General features: G+C 61.7%; 9 protein-coding genes and 3 pseudogenes. 6 read left to right on the top strand and 6 right to left on the bottom strand.

Annotation, left to right across the window (positions count from 1 at the left end; all coding sequences use genetic code 11):
- Nucleotides 1-2: 2 nt before the first annotated feature.
- Nucleotides 3-5,027, bottom strand: a complete 5,025-nt coding sequence (locus ACM530_RS26035) for a glycosyltransferase (protein ID WP_416363520.1) — start codon at nucleotides 5,025-5,027, stop codon at nucleotides 3-5.
- Between the two features lie 179 nt (nucleotides 5,028-5,206).
- Between ACM530_RS26035 and ACM530_RS26030 the strand changes: the two are divergent.
- A pseudogene (locus ACM530_RS26030) lies at nucleotides 5,207-5,437 on the top strand (succinylglutamate desuccinylase); the annotation flags it as partial.
- A gap of 199 nt (nucleotides 5,438-5,636) precedes the next feature.
- Here ACM530_RS26030 and ACM530_RS26025 read toward each other — a convergent pair.
- The 4 genes and pseudogenes from ACM530_RS26025 to ACM530_RS26010 all read right to left on the bottom strand — a co-directional run.
- Nucleotides 5,637-5,831: pseudogene (locus tag ACM530_RS26025) on the bottom strand (haloacid dehalogenase type II); the annotation flags it as partial.
- Between the two features lie 202 nt (nucleotides 5,832-6,033).
- Nucleotides 6,034-7,287, bottom strand: a complete 1,254-nt coding sequence (locus ACM530_RS26020; protein ID WP_416363519.1) for an EAL domain-containing protein — start codon at nucleotides 7,285-7,287, stop codon at nucleotides 6,034-6,036.
- A gap of 9 nt (nucleotides 7,288-7,296) precedes the next feature.
- The gene (locus ACM530_RS26015; RefSeq protein WP_145160607.1) at nucleotides 7,297-7,680 is read right to left on the bottom strand and encodes a response regulator; all 384 of its coding nucleotides are present in this window, start codon (nucleotides 7,678-7,680) and stop codon (nucleotides 7,297-7,299) included.
- Entirely contained in the window at nucleotides 7,665-9,014 is a 1,350-nt protein-coding gene (locus ACM530_RS26010) for a sensor histidine kinase (RefSeq protein WP_416363518.1), read from the bottom strand. Before ACM530_RS26010 ends, ACM530_RS26015 begins: the two co-directional genes overlap by 16 nt.
- A 1,238-nt stretch (nucleotides 9,015-10,252) precedes the next feature.
- Between ACM530_RS26010 and ACM530_RS26005 the strand changes: the two genes are divergently transcribed.
- From ACM530_RS26005 to xylB, 5 genes are read left to right on the top strand one after another with little or no spacing between them, the layout of a single operon-like run.
- Nucleotides 10,253-11,785: a sugar ABC transporter ATP-binding protein gene (locus ACM530_RS26005; RefSeq protein WP_416363517.1), complete on the top strand. Its 1,533-nt coding sequence runs from the start codon at nucleotides 10,253-10,255 to the stop codon at nucleotides 11,783-11,785.
- Nucleotides 11,778-12,770 carry an ABC transporter permease subunit gene (locus ACM530_RS26000; protein ID WP_416363516.1) on the top strand — a complete coding sequence of 331 codons (993 nt, stop codon included), beginning with the start codon at nucleotides 11,778-11,780 and terminating at the stop codon, nucleotides 12,768-12,770. The genes ACM530_RS26005 and ACM530_RS26000 overlap by 8 nt, the downstream gene beginning before the upstream one ends.
- Nucleotides 12,771-12,804: 34 nt before the next feature.
- Complete coding sequence (locus tag ACM530_RS25995) at nucleotides 12,805-13,737, top strand: ABC transporter substrate-binding protein (protein WP_145160615.1); 933 nt, start codon at nucleotides 12,805-12,807, stop codon at nucleotides 13,735-13,737.
- Between the two features lie 25 nt (nucleotides 13,738-13,762).
- The gene (locus ACM530_RS25990; protein ID WP_416363515.1) at nucleotides 13,763-14,755 is read left to right on the top strand and encodes a LacI family DNA-binding transcriptional regulator; all 993 of its coding nucleotides are present in this window, start codon (nucleotides 13,763-13,765) and stop codon (nucleotides 14,753-14,755) included.
- A 16-nt stretch (nucleotides 14,756-14,771) separates the two neighbouring features.
- Entirely contained in the window at nucleotides 14,772-16,232 is a 1,461-nt protein-coding gene (xylB, locus tag ACM530_RS25985; protein WP_416363514.1) for a xylulokinase, read from the top strand.
- 265 nt (nucleotides 16,233-16,497) lie between these two features.
- Here the strand turns inward: xylB and ACM530_RS25980 are convergent.
- Nucleotides 16,498-16,956: pseudogene (locus tag ACM530_RS25980) on the bottom strand (REP-associated tyrosine transposase).
- Nucleotides 16,957-17,181: the final 225 nt, after the last annotated feature.

The following is a 17,181-nucleotide window of genomic DNA, read 5'->3' as shown; positions in this document are numbered from 1 at the left end:
GGTCAGGTGTTGATCCACGAGTGATCGGCGCCGATGCTGATGTGGAACCGGTAGCGCAGCGGGTAGTGGTGGTGTTTGATTTTTTGTATCTGCTCACGCAGGTGATCCGGTGGCGCAAGCCCTTTGCTGGCGTAGACGCGAAGCACGTCGTTTTCAATGTCGACGATAGGCCCGGACGAGACGAGGCTGCCGTCGACCAGCTTGGACTCTTTGGCTAATCCATCCAAACCCAGGTCGTACAGGTCGGGCCGGTTCGACTTGAGGATGTCATTGAATAGATTCGGGCCAGCGGTCTCGAATATCTTGCGTTCATACGCGGTGAATTCGGGCGTGTAGTGCACCCGGCCATCGGCGGTTTTCGTGGCAGTGGGGCGGTTGGCCGCGAAGTACGCCTTGTTGGCCTTAAAGCGTTGGTTCATCTGCGTGATCATCGCTTCGATGACCGGGTTGCCAGGGCGTGTCGCGAAGTTACTGGTGTTATAGAACGGCGTGTAGTCGGTCAGGCTATGCACGACCGGCGCGCCGAGCAGAACATCGTCAGGGCCGGCGAGCAATGCGTCGGTGCCGATGTTTTTTTGAATGACGTCATCGGTGTCCAGATACACGCCGCCGTGCTTGTTCATGATGGGATAACGCGCAACGTCCGAGGCGGCCGCCAGGTTTTTGCCTTGCCCCTGCCGAAAGTAGTCGTACATTTCGCCGCGCCTGAGCCGCTTGAAGACTTCGTCCTCATGCAGGTTCACCACCTTCACGCCGGGAGCCTTGCTCTGCAGCGTGGTTTTTATGCGTTGAAACACCGCCGGGCTGTCGGCATCGACGTGAAGGGTGGAGGTGTAGCCGGGCGATTGAGTGGCGTTCCTGGCGATGTTGTCGGCCAGGTGCGACGGTATTTCCTGGCCGGCCCAAAAATAGTGCAGCGCCTTGGGCAGCGGTTTCACCTCGTTTGGTACCTTCAGCACCGACGGCGGTGAGACATCAATAAAGGTGTACTGATGCGCGTCGGCTTTTTTAGCTTTGCTGAACTCATCAAGCGTTCCCCGTTGCCACTTGCCCTTGGCACTTCGCCAGAAATACCTCGCGGGCGTGTCATCGATACCCGTGGCGAGCGTGGTCTCTTTCCACGCACCGGCCGAGCTGTCGAAGATAACGCTGTGTTCGGCGCCTTTGTGATTGAGCCTGAACGGCGTGGCTGCATGTTCGACGACTTGGATGTCATCCATTGGGACCACGTAAGTGCTGTCGCCAAACTTCCAGGGCGTGGGTGTGTCATGGGTGCCACCCAGCAGCCGGGCGGACCTGGAGGTAGGTTCCCAGCCGGACGCGCCGAGGTCCCTGATAGCGATCTCTGGCCGCGTGCCATTGGGGTGCCGGATGACTCGCTGGCCGTCCTTCAACCGTGACTCATAAAGTGTTCCGTCGACCTTTACATATTCTTTTTTACTGCGGCCTACGTACACATTGCCCTGCAAGCCCTTGGTCGATAGCGCGTCGGGGGCTATGTGTCTGGCTTCATAACCGCGCAGGTTGGCGTCCAGTGTGCGGGTCTCGCCACGGGCCGCCAGGCGCTTGGGCGTGAAGTCTTTCAGCGGGGGGCCAAAGGGGTATTTTTTCACCGCGTCGTATTGATGCCAGTGACCCTGGAACAGCACGGCATGACCTTCGACGGTCTGTTGCCCGACCTTGAACGTGCCGTTTGCCGCCAGGCCCTGTTGCCGTTCGGCGATCTTCACCAGGTCATCGGCGCCGAGGGCGTGCAGGCTGCTGGCGTCGTTTGATGTGGGGCTGTCGACGACAAAGTTGTCCAGCGCTTTGCCGTACGCCTGCTTCGTGCGCGGATCAAAGGCGTACCAGTTTTGGGTTGCCTCATCGAATGTGGCCAGCGCTGGGGTGCTCTGCGCACGGTGAGAGGCCCTGAAGGTGCCTTGTGCGAGATCGGGCTTTTTCGCCAACTCGAGCAGGTTGACACTGCGGTAAGACCCGCGCATGTGCTTGAGGCCTTTATAGGCGGTGCCGGTCCAGCTGCGTACGCCATTGGCGACGCCGCGAGCCAGGTCATCCACCCCGCTCAGGGGGTTGAGCGAGCCGACCGCCGCACGCCCGACGATCTTGAACGTCTGGCCGAGTTTGGAAATGGCCGAAGCGCCGGCCAGTGCGCCTTTCGCGCCCTTGGCCGCAGCCCCCAGGCCCACCGCGAAACCAAAGATATCGAAGGCCAGATCGACGGCACCGTCCTTCACGTTGCCGTCGATGAAATGCTTGATGGCTGACCTGAACGGGATCAGATTCAGCGCTACTTCCTCAACCACCTTATAGGTCGGCACTTCAGTGTCGAAGGTCGTCACGCCTTTGGCGCTGCGGTGCACCGCAGGCAGGTTGATGTCTTCGATCAGCGCATCGGCGATGTACCGGGTTCGGTCACTGGCGAAGCTATCAGGCACGGTCTGCGCACCTTGGCGCTCATCCAGCAGCGCCGATGAGTATTCACCCGCAGGCTTTACGGCATCGTAGCGTTTGCCGGGGGACGGATACCAACCGCCGGCCGGTGGGTACTCTTTGTAGGTCTGGCCCGGCCGCCGGGTCACCGTGCCCTTGAGGCGGTCGACTTCATAGGTCATGGTCGTGCCATTGCGCTGGGTCTCGACCAGTAGCACTCCTTCTGCAACGCGGCGATCGTCTCGGCTGTATTCAATTTCCTTGCGCACGCTTATTTTGCCGAATTCCAGGTTTTGCCGGTCTTGCAGCGGCAGCCTGGCTATCAAGTGCTTGAGCTGCGCAGCGGTGGTCTTTCTTACGCGGTTGGCGTAGGACGCAAACGCTTGATCAAACGCATCCTGCGGACGCGGCAGGTCTTTAAGCGTTGCCAAAGCAGCGTTGATGTTGATCGCATTCGATGACGCTACCCAAGCCCCCGGCGCGCCATCGGTGGGCAAAGAGACGCTGCCCAACGTCACCGCGCTGAGCACAGCGCGACCGGCCCGGCCCCAATCGTCGGACGAGTCGGGAGCGCCGAGCAGGGCTCTGCCGTCGATAAACAGATCCAGCAGCGAGTAAGGCCCCGGAAAGTGCCGGCTGGCGGGCTGCGAGGTGATGCATTTTTCTTCAAACAGGTTCGGGGCCATTGCCGGCAAGGCGAGTTTCAGTTGCGCCAGCGCCAGGGCTTTTGTGGTCGGCATCTCGCCGATTTGCGTCTCGGCGGCCTCTCTCAACTCACTGACCTGGGCACTGAATCGCTGACGCACTTCGGCCATGGCTGCATCGGTGGTCGGGTAATGCATGCCATTGCCAACGGCCCAGTCCTTGATCGCTTCATGCTGGGCGGCATATTCAATGCGGCGCTCGTCATCGGTCACAGGTGCAATGCTGGCCTCCAGCATGACGCGCGCATAGCTCATCGCCGCTGTTGCCCCTGGCGCTTTTGCCTCGATGCGCGCGACCGCCGTGGCAAAGCTGACCCAGCTGTGGGTGCCCACGGCCACCTGATCGGGGATGTCCTTGACCAAAAGCGCCGGCGCCCGGCTGGCAAGCAAAAGGTGAGTCAGCACTGCGGCGGTGGCCGGGGAGGACGCTCGGCCGGTGGTCACCAGGTGTTCTTCCAACTCCCTGATGATGGTAGACGCGGACTTGCCGGCGTTTTCGGCGCAGAACAGCGTGTAACCTTCAATGCTCAGTGGCGTGTCTGGCCGCGCAGTGCCAAACGGATCGGTCACGCTGACACGCTCCACGTTCAATGCCGCCAGCAGCCAATCGGTGGCACTGCCCTTGATCGACCGTGCCTCGAAGCTGGCCTGGATGGCTTCGCCCAGTGCCTTGCCTCTGGGCGTGTTGAGCAACTCGTCGAGTAAGCGTCGCGGCTGGCTCAGCGTTGAGGGCGTGAGAGGCCTGTTGTCGAGCAGGTACTCCAGGACATTGTTAAACGGACGCACATCAATGTCGCCCAAGCCGCCTGCGTACAGGCCGGTACTCAACAGTCGCTGGTTGCGCTGATCCAGGGGGTGCGGCCAGCTCAGCGCACCGCCAAGGTTCCCGTGCGTCGGAGCAAGGGGCGGTGGCGTGGTGATTGCGTGGGCAAGGTTGTCGATGTCTTCGCGGCAGGTCGGCAGATCCCAGCCGTTATCTTCCAGGAACTGCTTGAGGCTGACCTCGGCCCACGCCTGCGTGTGATCGCTGCGGTAGGTGCTGTTGGTTCCCAGTTGAAGGGTATTTGCCTGTAACTCATCGGCGATGTCGGCATTTGATCGCGTGCCGTCTTTCAACTGCGCTGACAAGTACCGCAACGACGCTGCGGCCTGGTGCTGTGCATGCGTATCGTCGACTACGGATTTCAGGTTTTGCAGGGCACTTTCGCTGCGCGATTCGATCAAGCCGGGAAAGGCCACAGAGTCGAGCCCGGCGAAGCGGCGCTCGCGGCTGAGTGCGTCGGCACGCTGCTTTAGGGCCGTGCCCGAAAGGTGGGGCGGTTCTTGATAAAAATTGCCTACCAGTGCCAAGGGCGCGATGTGCTCGTTTGTAGCGCCCGGCAGGGTGAAGGTCGCATCCGCCTGGCCGGCTGCAATGATACGTGCCGCCTGCAGAATCGGGCCGCTGATGGCGCCCCAGTCTCTGTCGTCGAGCCCCAGCGTGTGCAGCGTCTGCGCGGGATCCAGGCGGCGCTTGAGCGTGAAGCAAATCTGCCCGGACGTCGGGTTCAGGCTGATCGAGTGGCTGTCTATGCCCTGGTCATGGACCCACTCGGCCACATCCGGTGATCGCAAGGCGTTGGCCAGCTGCGCCCACCACTGGCCGAAGGTCGAATGCGGGGGAATGGGCCAGATTTTCTGGTCAGCATCGCGGGCGGCTACGCCGGTTATGCCGCGCAGTGCGGCGCCGTACTGAGCCGCCAGCTCACGATCACCGTGGGCCCGGGTGCCTTCAATGGCTGGCTGAATGGGCGCGCCGGGCTCAGCGGTGAGCCTGGACGGCGCAACGTTGCTGTCAGGAACCTGCGTTGGCTGCATGTGCGCAGCGTGGGGGGTGGAAATACGCGTCATAAAGTCTGTCACCTGGGCAGGGGAATACGCCACGGCACAGTGGCGTGGCATCCCCTTGTGGCAGTATTGCGTGCAGCGATTCCGGCGCCTGGCGGCGATAATCTTTACCCCTCATTTCAACCTTCGTGCTCAGTTGTCAGGGGTGTTCGTTCGGCTACTTCAAAGGCTGATATCCCCTACAGGCTCAAGGGCGGCTGCGCGGCACTGTTACTGTTGTGCCCCAGGCGAATCCGTTCGGCATCGGCCAATTTCGTCAGGGCCGACTGCTGGCGCGCTTTCAAGACGCGACCGGGCTGAACTTCAACTGCGCTTTCGACCACTCACTGGCCATAGAGCGCCAGGCGAGCAACCTGGCGCAGTGGCAAAAGAGCCCGGTGCAGCTAGCCGCCGACGCCGACCTGGTGCCGGACCCCTGAAATGCTGCCTGTACACGCCCCTCCATGTGGGAGCGGGCTTGCCCGCGAAGAGGGCGTATCAGCCGACCTCTTCAGTGAATGACACTGCGCATTCGCGGTCAAGCCCGCTCCCACAGTTGTATCGCAGCGCGTCAGGTGATTTCGATAGGCCTCACCAACCCACGGACTTGAACAGCTCAGGCACGTGGTCCAGGTGCGGGCTGGCGCAGATATGCGTGTGTTCGTGATGATCGTAGGCGCTGAGCAAGGTATCCCGGTCGACCTGATGATCACCTTTTTCGTCGAGGATTTTATCGATCGCGGCGCGCAGGCCTTCGTCTCACTGGATCAGCGTGCCGTAGCAATCAAAGGTCAACCAGAGTGGGCGAGGGGTGTTCTCAAGGGGCATGCGGCATCTGTACGGAAAGTGAGTGACCCTCGCAGCATAGGAAACGTGGCCGTCAGTTGGAAATCAAATCAGCCTCTGCCACACAGTTGAATAGTCGATATGAAGGTCGCCGCCCTGTTTGATCTCGAACTCGCTGGTCAGCGGCGCGGGGCGATTGAGTTCGACACACCGCGGGCTGATCGAGTGTTTGCGCGACGAGATTTCAGATCCGCGGCATTCGCTCCAGTAGCAGGCGTTCCAGCGTGGCTGCGGGCAATGGCCGGCTGAACAAGTACCCTTGAATCTGATCACAGCCGGCGGCCTTCAAAAACGCCAGCTGATCCTGGGTTTCGACACCTTCGGCAACCACTTGCAGGCTCAGGCTATGGGCCAGTTCAATGATCGTGCGGGTGATGGCCGCGTCTTGCGGGTTGGTGGTGACTTCGCGAATAAACGCGATGTCGATCTTCAACGTGTCGATGGGAAACCGGCGCAGATACGCCAGGCTTGAATAGCCGGTGCCGAAGTCATCGATGGAAATTTTCACGCCCATCGTGCGCAGCCGTTGCAGGCTGGCAATGGTGTGCTGGGTGTTTTCCATCAATGAGCCTTCGGTCAGTTCGACCTCCAGCCAGTGCGGCGCAACCCCATGTTGCCTCAAGGTGCGTTCGATATCGGCGATCAGGTCGCCCTCGATCAACTGATGACCGGAAACGTTGACTGAAACCTCTATGGCGCCAATCAGACCGCGTTGCCACACGGCGATTTGCTGGCAAACCGTGTCAATCACCCAGCGCCCGACCGGCACGATCAGGCCCAGGCTCTCGAGTATCGGCACAAATACCGCCGGTGAAACCGCGCCATAGCCTGGCCGCTCCCAGCGCAGCAAGGCTTCGAGTGCGCATATCTGGCCGCCGGCCAGCTCGACCTTGGGTTGGTAATGCACGCTGAATGCATTGGTTTCGACCGCCAGGCGCAGGGCGTTTTCCAGATCCTGGCGTGCCAGGTCGTGCACGCTCATGCCCGCCGGCTCTCCCGTTTGCTGCTGCAGTTGCTGTTCGAGCATCAGGTTGTGGACTTTCAAATGATCACCGCGCGCCTTGAGCCGCAGCAGGTTGCGCACCCGCAGCCACAACTCGACACGCTCCACCGGTTTGCTGATGAACTCCTCGGCGCCGGTTTGCAGCCCGGTGACGCGCGCGCTGGGCTCGCTGAGGGCCGACAACATGATGATCGGGATACTCGCCGTGGCTTCGTCGCCCTTCAAGTGGCTGGCCACCTCGTAGCCATCCATGCCCGGCATCATGATGTCCAGCAGGATCAGGTCGGGCGGTTGCTGCGCCACCAACTGCAAGGCTTCCTCACCGCTGCCGGCACTCAAGGTCTGGTAGCCCTCGTGTTGCAGCAGGGTTTCCAGCAGCTTGCGAACATGGGGTTCATCATCAACGATCAATAGCGTTGCGGGTTGGCTGGCCATGGAGAGGACTCATAGGAGTGGGCTGATGTGTTGTTGCAGCAAGGTGTCGATGGTCTGGTAAAGCTCTTTGTAGCGCAGCGGCTTGATGATGTAGGCGTCGCAGCCGGCCAGTCGGGTTTTTTCGCGGTCTTCCTTCATGGCCATGGCGGTCAGGGCGATCACCGGAATGTGCGCGGTGCCGGGGTCTTGCTTGAGCAGTCGGGTGGCGGCGAGGCCATCCATGCCCGGCAACTGGATATCCATCAGGATCAGCGCCGGCTGTTTTTCCCGCGCCAGCGTCAGCCCGGTTTCTGCATCCGCCGCCCACAACACGCTGTGACCGGCATTGACCAGCAGCAACCGAGCCAGGCGCATGTTCGCCTCGTTGTCTTCGACGATCAGGATTTCGGCCATGCTGCCTCCGGGGCGCGGTGCAGTGGCAGCCACACCACAAAGCGGGTGCCCAGGCCCACGCGGCTGGCGACGGCGACGCTGCCGCCATGCAGGTCGGTCAATTGCTTGACCATCGCCAGCCCCAAACCCGTGCCTTCAAATTTACGCGCCAGGCTGCTGTCGATCTGGCTGAACGCCTTGAAGAGCTTGCTCATGTCGTCCTTGGCAATGCCGATGCCGGTGTCGCTGACGCTCAGTTCGAGGAACTGCGCGTGGGGGCTGGGTTGCAGGGCGAAGCCATGGGTCGGCCAGTCGCCTGGGATTTGCCCGACCTGGGCGCGACTGACCTCGCGCACCGCCAGGGTCACGGAGGCGCCGTGTTCGCTGAACTTCACCGCATTGGCCAGCAGGTTGTAGATGATCTGCTTGGTTTTGCGCAGGTCCAGTTCCAGGGTGCCGAAATCGCCGTCGCTTTCCAGCTTCAACTGGATGCGTTGCAGGGCGGCTTTTTCGCGCACGATCAACAGGCTGTTGGCCAGCAAGCCGGCGAGCTCCACGGCCTCAAGCTCCAGGTCCATCATCCCGGCCTCGACCTTGGACAGGTCGAGAATGTCGTTGATCAGTGACAGCAGGTGCTGGCCGCTGGTGAAAATATCGCCGATGTATTCACGCTGCACCTCACTCATGTCGCCGACCAGGCCATCCTTGAGCGCCTCGGAAAAGCCGATCACCGCGTTCAGCGGCGTGCGCAATTCGTGGGACATGGTGGCGAGAAACTCGGACTTCATGTGGTTGGCGTGTTCCAGTTCCAGGTTCTTTTCTTCCAGGGCGCGTTCGAAGCCTTTGCGCTCGGCTTCTTCCTGCTTGCGCGCGGTGTTGTCGGTGCCGATCAGCAGGTAGCCGATGATGGTGTCGTGGCGGTTGCGCAGGGCCGTCACCGAGACCATGGCCGACAGGCGACTGCCGTCCTTGCGGATGTAGGTCAGCTCGTAAATGTCTTCGATGCCGCGCGAGGCTTTGAACACCAGGGCTTCGAAGCCCGGCGTGATCGGTGTGTCGAGCTCCAGGCTGAGGGCGGCGGCGCGGGTGATGAGTTCGGCAGGGTCGGAAATGTCGGCGGGAGTAATGCGGTTCAGCACGTCGTCGGCGGCGTAGCCGAGCATGCGTTCGGCGCCGACGTTGAAGATCTGGATCACGCCTTTTTCGTCGGTGGCGATGCTTGAAAAATACGCGCTGTTGAAGATCGCGTCTTGCAGGGCGCCGGTCTTGAGCAGAGTTTTCTGGCGTTTGAATTCGACGATTTTTTCGGCCCGCGATTGCGGTTCGAGGGGTCGTTCGGTTGGGTTTTTATCCATCGCGGTGGCGTTCCATGAACTTCAGGCCCGCCAACGTTGATAGCCGATGGCGCAGAGCATGCTCACTGAGATCGCACGAGGGCGACGAGGAGGAGATGAGGTCTTTGGACGATAGCAGAGATTATGGCGTTTTGATGCTTGGCAGCTTTGACTTGGCGGGTTTTGGAGGGATTGGTGGGCGGGGGCATATCCGTTGCTGCGCTCAGGGCAGCTGGCGGTTGCGCTCTTACAGCGGGTCACCTTTGGCAAACGCCCGGTATGCCGGAGCACAGCAACACACGTCTATCTGATGCACAAAGCTCCAAATGTGGGAGCGGGCTTGCCCGCGAAAGCGGTGGGTCAGTGAGCTCATGTGTCACTGGCACACCGCCTTCGCGAGCAAGCGCGCTCCCACAAGTTGACCGAGTGCAGCCAGCCAGTACCGCAGTGCTTTGCCTTTCTGTGGGAGCTGGCTTGCCTGCGATGCAGGCACCTCGGTCTATCAGTGACACACAGTAGATGCCATCGCAGGCAAGCCAGCTCCCACCTTTAACCGAGTACAAACGAAGCCCATCTACCTGATGCACAGAGATCCAAATGTGGGAGCTGGCTTGCCTGCGAAGGCGGTGGGTCAGCCAACTCATGTATCACTGGCCCACCGCCTTCGCGGGCAAGCCAGCTCCCACAAGTTGACCGAGTGCAGCCCGCCAGTACCGCAGTGCTTTGCTTTTTTGTGGGAGCTGGCTTGCCTGCGAATGCGGTGGGTCAGCCAGCTCATGTGTCACTGGCACACCGCCTTCGCGAGCAAGCCCGCTCCCACAAGTTGACCGCGTTCAGCCACCAGTACCGCAGCGCTTTGCTTTTCTGTGGGAGCTGGCTTGCCTGCGAATGCGGTGGGCCAGTCAGCTCATGTATCACTGGCACACCGCCTTCGCGGGCAAGCCCGCTCCCACAAGTTGACCGCGTTCAGCCGCCATTGGGAATACCAGATGTAAACGACAACGCCTGCGTTGGAGGTCATGACGCATCCTGATTTCTTCCAATGACTGCTGGCAGAACGCACGGGCGCAGGGTTTTATTCCGCTGGCGTATAAATTTCATTTCATGCACCCGCCGATGTGCGGGTTTCGCGCTTGTGTGCTTGGTGAAACGTTTAATCAATCGATAAACGGCGTACGCAAGCGCTTGCGTAAGGAAATGTAACTGGACTAGAGTCGGCAGCACTCGACTACAAAAATAATAATTCCAGGAGCTCATCCATGAGCCTTGAACCCTTGCTTGAGATGCAGGGCATCAGCAAAACCTTCAGCGGTTTGCGCGTGCTCAAGAATGTCGGCCTGAAGGTCTACCCCGGTGAAATCCACGCGTTGATGGGGGAGAACGGGGCCGGCAAATCCACCCTGATGAAAATCCTCTCCGGCGCCTACCAGGCCGATCCCGGCGGTGAAATCCGCATCGACGGCCAGCCCGTTGCCACCTTCGACCCCGCCACCGCCAAGACCCTCGGCATCGCCGTGATTTACCAGGAACTGAGCCTGTGCCCCAACCTGAGCGTGGCCGAGAATATCTACTTGGGCCGCGAACTGCGGCGCGGCTGGACCATCGACCGCAAGGGCATGCAAGCCGGCTGCGTCGAGGTGCTGCAACGCCTGGGCGCCGAGTTCAAACCCACCACGCCGGTGAGCAGCCTGTCGATTGCCGAGCGCCAGCTGGTGGAAATCGCCCGTGCGCTGCATGCCCACGCCCGGATCCTGGTGATGGACGAGCCGACCACGCCGCTGTCATCGCGTGAGACCGACCGCCTGTTTGCCTTGATCAAACAGCTGCGCAGCCAGGGCCTGGCGATTATCTACATCAGCCACCGCATGGCCGAGATCTATGAGTTGTCGGACCGCGTCTCGGTGCTGCGCGACGGCCAGTACATCGGCGAGCTGACGCGCGAGGCGCTGTCGGCCGAAGTGTTGGTGAAAATGATGGTCGGCCGCGATCTTTCCGGGTTCTACAAGAAGGAACACGCCGCCTATAACCCCGGCAACGTGGTGATGCGCGTGCGTGACATGGCCGATGGCAAGCGCGTGCGCCAGTGCAGTTTCGACCTGCATGCCGGCGAGGTATTGGGCATTGCCGGGCTGGTCGGGGCAGGGCGCACGGAGCTGGCGCGGCTGATCTTTGCGGCCGACCCGCGCACCAGCGGCACACTTGAAGTGGTGGGCAAGACCGTCACCCAACTGCGTAACCCGGCTGACGCGATCCGCGCCGGCGTGGTGTACCTCACCGAGGACCGCAAGGCCCAGGGCCTGTTCCTCGACATGAGCGTGGCCGACAACATCAACGTCTGCGCCTGTGTGCCGGACGCGCATGCCGGTGGCGTGCTGGATCGCGGCCATGCTGCCCAGCGTTCAAATGACGCGATCAAGTCGCTGTCGATCCGGGTGGCATCGGGCAAGGTCAATGTCGGCGCCTTGAGCGGCGGCAATCAGCAGAAAGTGCTGCTGGCGCGGCTGCTGGAGGTCAAGCCGCATGTGCTGATCCTCGACGAGCCGACACGGGGCGTGGACATCGGCTCCAAGTCCGAGATCTACCGCATCATCAATCAACTGGCGCTGGCCGGTGTTGGCATTGTGGTGATCTCCAGTGAGTTGCCGGAAATCATCGGCACGTGCGACCGCGTGTTGATCATGCGCGAAGGCCAGTTGGTGGCCGAAGTCGGCGGGGCATCCGGCCACGTCATTTCCCAGGAACGTATTATTGACCTCGCCACCGGTGGCGATCAGGTGGCTGCCCATGGCTGATTCAAACAACCACACACTTGCCCTTGCGCCCGTCGGTAAAGCGGAACGCGTTCGCGAGCTGATGCGCACGGTCGGCATGCTGCCGGTGCTGATACTGCTGTTGGTCGGGTTTGCCCTGGCCAGTGAAAACTTCCTCACCGTGCAGAACCTGTCGATCATCACCCAGCAGGCTTCGGTGAATGTGGTGCTGGCGACGGGCATGACCTTTGTGATTCTGACGGCGGGCATCGACTTGTCCGTCGGTGCGATTCTCGCGGCGTCCGCCGTGGTCGCGTTGCAGGCCTCAATGTCGCCACAGTTCGGCATGTTCGGGATTGCTGCCGGCATCGGTTTCGGTCTGTTGCTGGGGCTGGTCAATGGCGGGCTGATCGCCTTCATGCGCCTGCCGCCGTTTATCGTCACCCTCGGCGCACTGACCGCCATGCGCGGCCTGGCTCGGTTGCTGGCAGATGACAAAACCGTGTTCAACCCCGACCTGCCGTTTGCGTTTATCGGCAATGACTCGGTGCTGGGCGTGCCGTGGCTGGTGATCATTGCCGTCGCTGTGGTGGCGCTGTCGTGGTTCATCCTGCGCCGCACCGTCATGGGCGTGCAGATCTACTCCGTCGGCGGTAACCCGGAAGCGGCGCGCTTGTCGGGGATCAAGGTGTGGAAAGTGCTGCTGTTCGTCTACGCGATGTCCGGTGCACTGGCCGGGCTGGGCGCGGTGATGAGCGCCTCGCGCCTGTTCGCCGCCAATGGCCTGCAACTGGGGCAATCCTATGAGCTGGACGCGATTGCTGCGGTGATTCTCGGCGGCACCAGTTTTACCGGCGGCGTCGGCACCATCGGCGGCACGCTGATCGGTGCGCTGATTATCGCGGTGCTCACCAACGGCCTGGTGCTGCTGGGTGTGTCGGATATCTGGCAGTACATCATCAAGGGCATTGTGATCATCGGCGCGGTGGCGCTGGATCGCTATCGCCAGTCCGGCGCACGGACCTGATTTCACTCCAACAACAATCACAAGAGAGTCCCGCATGAACTTCAAACGCCTCTTTCCTGTTATGGCCTTGGCTGCCCTGATCTCCCACACCGTAGAAGCCCGCGAACTCAAGGCCCTCGGCATCAGCATGGGCTCGCTCGGCAACCCGTATTTTGTGACCCTGGCCGATGGCGCCACGGCGCGGGCCAAAGAGCTGAACCCCAATGTCAAAGTGACGTCAGTGTCGGCCGACTATGACCTGAGCAAGCAGTTCTCGCAGATCGACAACTTCATTTCGTCCAAGGTCGACCTGATCCTGCTCAACGCCGTCGACCCATCGGCCATGGCCTCGGCCATCAAGAAAGCCCGGGATGCCGGCATTGTCGTGGTGGCGGTGGATGTGGACGCCAAGGGCGTAAACGCCACGGTGCAAACCGACAACGTCGAAGCCGGCAAACTGGCGTGCCAGTTCCTGGTGGACAAGCTTGCGGGCAAGGGCAATGTGATCATCCAGAATGGCCCGCAAGTCACCGCCGTGACCGACCGCGTCAAAGGCTGCAAGGCTGCATTGGCCGGTGCGCCGGACATCAAGGTGCTGTCCGATGACCAGGACGGCAAAGGCTCGCGCGAAGGTGGCCTGAACGTGATGCAGGGTTACCTCACGCGCTTCCCGAAAATCGACGGCCTGTTCGCGATCAACGACCCGCAAGCCATCGGCAGCGACCTGGCGGCCAAGCAGCTTAAACGCAGCGGCATCCTCATCACTTCGGTGGACGGCGCGCCAGACATCGAAAATGCGCTGAAGACCGACACGCAAATCCAGGCTTCGGCCAGCCAGGACCCTTGGGCCATGGCGCAAACAGCGGTGAACGTGGGCAACGACATTCTCAATGACAAGGCCCCGGCCGAAGCGGTTACCCTGCTCACGCCAAAACTGATCACCCGCGACAACGTGGCTACGTACAGCGGTTGGTCGAGTAAACATTGAGTCATTGAGCAAAGGGGAGCGCGTCGTGGTCACCATGGATGACGTGGCAAGCAGGGCGGGGGTGTCGACGTCGACCGTGTCCCACGTGTTGAACGGCACCCGCAAAGTCAGCGAGGCCACGGTGCAAGCGGTGCAGCGCGCAATTCAGGACCTGGGCTACATCCCCAATACCCTGGCGCGCTCACTGGCCCGTTCCAGCACCAGCACGATTGGCGTGGCGATCTCGGCGCTGTCCAACCATTACTTCAGTGAAACCGTGCACGCGATTGAAACCGAGTGTGCCAAGCACGGCTACATGATGCTGTTTGTCGACCCCCACGACGACCCGGAGCAGGAGCTGCGGGTGGTCACCGCGTTGCATCATCGGCGGGTTGACGGAATTTTGCTGGCCCCGTCCACCGATTCCAGGGCCCTTAAGTATTTGCAGGCAAATGAAATGCCCACGGTGCTGGTGGACCGCATGAAGAGTACGCAGTTTGACCAGATCGGGGTGGAAAATACCCAGTCCACCCAGGCCCTGGTCGCGCACTTGATTGAACACGGGCACCGCCGGATCGGCTTTATTGCCGGGCGCGCGGGGCTGGGCACTACCGATGAGCGCGTGGCGGGTTACCGGGCTGCCTTGCAGGCGGCAGGCGTGGCGTTTGATCCGCAGTTGCTGGTCAACGGTGGCTCGAACAGTCAGCCGGCGCGCGCCGCGACTGCGCAGTTGCTGGCCCTGAGCGCGCCGCCTACGGCGATCATGGCGGGCAATAACCTGATGACACTGGGCGCCATGCATGCCCTGCGTGACGCGCAGATTGAGGTACCAGGGCAGATCGCGCTGGTGGGTTTTGATGATTTTGACTGGGCGGATTTTTTCGTGCCGCGCCTGACCTTGATTGCCCAGCCGGTCAAGGAACTGGGCGTACGCGCGGTGCAGATGCTGCTGCAACGCATGGCCGCGCCGGCCGCGCCGGTACAAAGCGTACGCCTGGCGCCGAGCCTGCAATACCGTAATTCATGTGGCTGTATTTGATTGGAATGACCCACGTATGAGCAGTCCTGTTTCCCTCGGTATTGATCTGGGCACCTCCGAACTCAAGGCGATTTTGATGGACGTCGACGGCGCCGTGCTGGCCCACGCCGGTGTGCGCTTGAGTGTTTCGCGACGTCACAGCGGCTGGTCCGAACAGGCTCCGCAAGACTGGTGGCAGGCCTGTTTGCAGGCGCTTGAGCAATTGCGTGCGCACGCGGCTTTCAGTCGCGTGGTGTGCATCGGGTTGTCGGGGCAGATGCACGGCGCCGTGTTGCTCGGGGATGACGACCGCGTGTTGTACCCGGCGATCCTGTGGGACGACTCGCGTGCTGTCGCCGACGCTGAGCAACTCGGGCCCGGCTTCGCCGAAGTCACTGGCAGCCTGCCCATGGCCGGGCTGACCGCGCCGAAACTGCTGTGGCTGCAACGGCATGAACCCGAGGTGTTCAAGGCCATTGACTGCGTGCTCTCGCCCAAGGATTACCTGCGTTTACGCCTGAGTGGCGAGCGCATCAGCGAGATGTCCGATGCGGCCGGCACACTGTGGCTGGACGTGGCGCAGCGCGAATGGTTCGCGCCGATGCTGGGTGCCACGGGGCTTGCGCCTGCGCAGATGCCCAGGTTGGTGGAAGGCGGTGCGCCGGCGGGTTACGTGACCGCAAGCGGGCTGGGTTTGTCGCCCGGCGTGGTGATTGCCGGTGGCGGCGGCGATAACCCGGTGGCGGCCGTCGGCATCGGCGCAATCAATGCCGGCGACGGTTTCATCACCCTGGGCACCAGCGCGGCCATCGTCGCTATCACCGATCACGCCGCCGGCAACCCGGCCAGCGCCGTGCACAGCTTCTGCCACGCGCTGCCTGATCGCTGGTACACCATGGGCGCCATGCTGGCCGGGGCCAGTTGCTTGCGCTGGGTGACGCGCCTGACCGGTATGCCAGACGAACAAACGCTGCTGGACCAGGTGCAGGCGCAGTTGCCGATGGGCCAGCCGGTACCATTGGACACACCCCTGTTTTTGCCCTATCTGGCCGGTGAACGCACGCCGCATAACGACCCATTGCTGCGCGGCGGCTTCATGAACCTGGGCCACGATTGCACCCCGGCGATGCTCGGTTACGCCGTGATGGAAGGCGTGGGGTTTGGCTTGCTCGATGCCTTGCGCGCCGTGCAATCGGCCGGCGCCAGCGTCGGCGCCTGCGCTCTGGTGGGCGGCGGCGCGCGCAGCGAGTACTGGGCGCAGTTGTTGGCGAACATCCTGCAGCGCGAGATCTTTACCTTGCAGGGCAGCGAATTGAGCGCGTGTATTGGGGCGGCGAAGCTGGGGTTTGTGGCGATCGGGCAGGGCGCGTCGTTGTTGCAAGCGGGCCTGCCGGTCAAGGCGCGGTATTGGCCTGATGCGACGCAACAGCCGGTGTTGGAAGCGCGTTATCGCAAGTTCCAAGGGTTGCTGGTGGCGGCGAAGGCGCTGCACGACTGATCAGGCTTGTTGTGGATAGCGGGGCTGTTGTGGCAAACGGGCTTGTTGTGGCGAGCGGGCTTACTGTGGCGAGCGGGCTTGCCCCGCGTTGGGCTGCGAAGCAGCCCCAAACCCGTCACCGCGTTTTTCCAGATGGATTGAGTCGTCAGGTTTCGGGGCCGCTTCGCGCCCCAACGCGGGGCAAGCCCGCTCGCCACAACAAGCCCGCTCGCCACAGGAATCCCGTCCACCACAGGAAACCCGCTTGCCAAGCGAATCTGCAGCGTCACAACCACGCCGCGTCCCACAACGGATAATCGCCAATATGCTCGACCAGCCCGGCTCGTAGAGGATTGGCGATCACGTAGCGGGCTATTTTCCTTACGTCTTCCTCGGCCCGAACAGCATGGTCGTGATAGCCGCGCTGCCAGAATCTTTCCCGGCTGCCTCAGGCTCGATTGATACTCAGCGTACTGCGCGACTTGGTCTGGCGCATCACATCGGGCAGGGTCGAGTTATGCAGGTCGAACAACCAATGAAAGTGATCCGGCATGATCACCCACGCCAGTGAGTTGACCTGGCCCGCGTCGTGGGTTCGTTTGAATTCTGCTACCAATAATCGTCCCAGCTCAAAACTGATGAACAAGGGTTGGCGCTGATGCACCACGACGGTAACCAAATAAGCACGCCCTGATTCTGAGTAGAGACCGCGGCGTAACCGGTGAGAGTTGGGCTGACGAGACAATCCGTTGCTCCGTGCATGGATAAGAAGCTGTGACGCTAGCAGCGCCGGTGGATTGACCGTGTTGAGTTCGGTGTCTCCATATTTCCAGTGGGCACGGGCTTGTTGTGCATAGCGGGGCCGTTATGGCGAGCGGGCTTACTGTGGCGAGCGGGCTTGCCCCGCGTTGGGCTGCGCAGCAGCCCCAAACCCGTCACCGCGTTTTTCCAGGTGAATTGAGTCGGCAGG

The sequence above is a fragment of the Pseudomonas sp. NFX183 genome (assembly GCF_047943075.1).
In the GTDB taxonomy this organism is placed as follows: domain Bacteria; phylum Pseudomonadota; class Gammaproteobacteria; order Pseudomonadales; family Pseudomonadaceae; genus Aquipseudomonas.
Note: the sequence above shows the minus strand (reverse complement) of the source record. Positions and strands in the feature narration are given on the sequence as shown.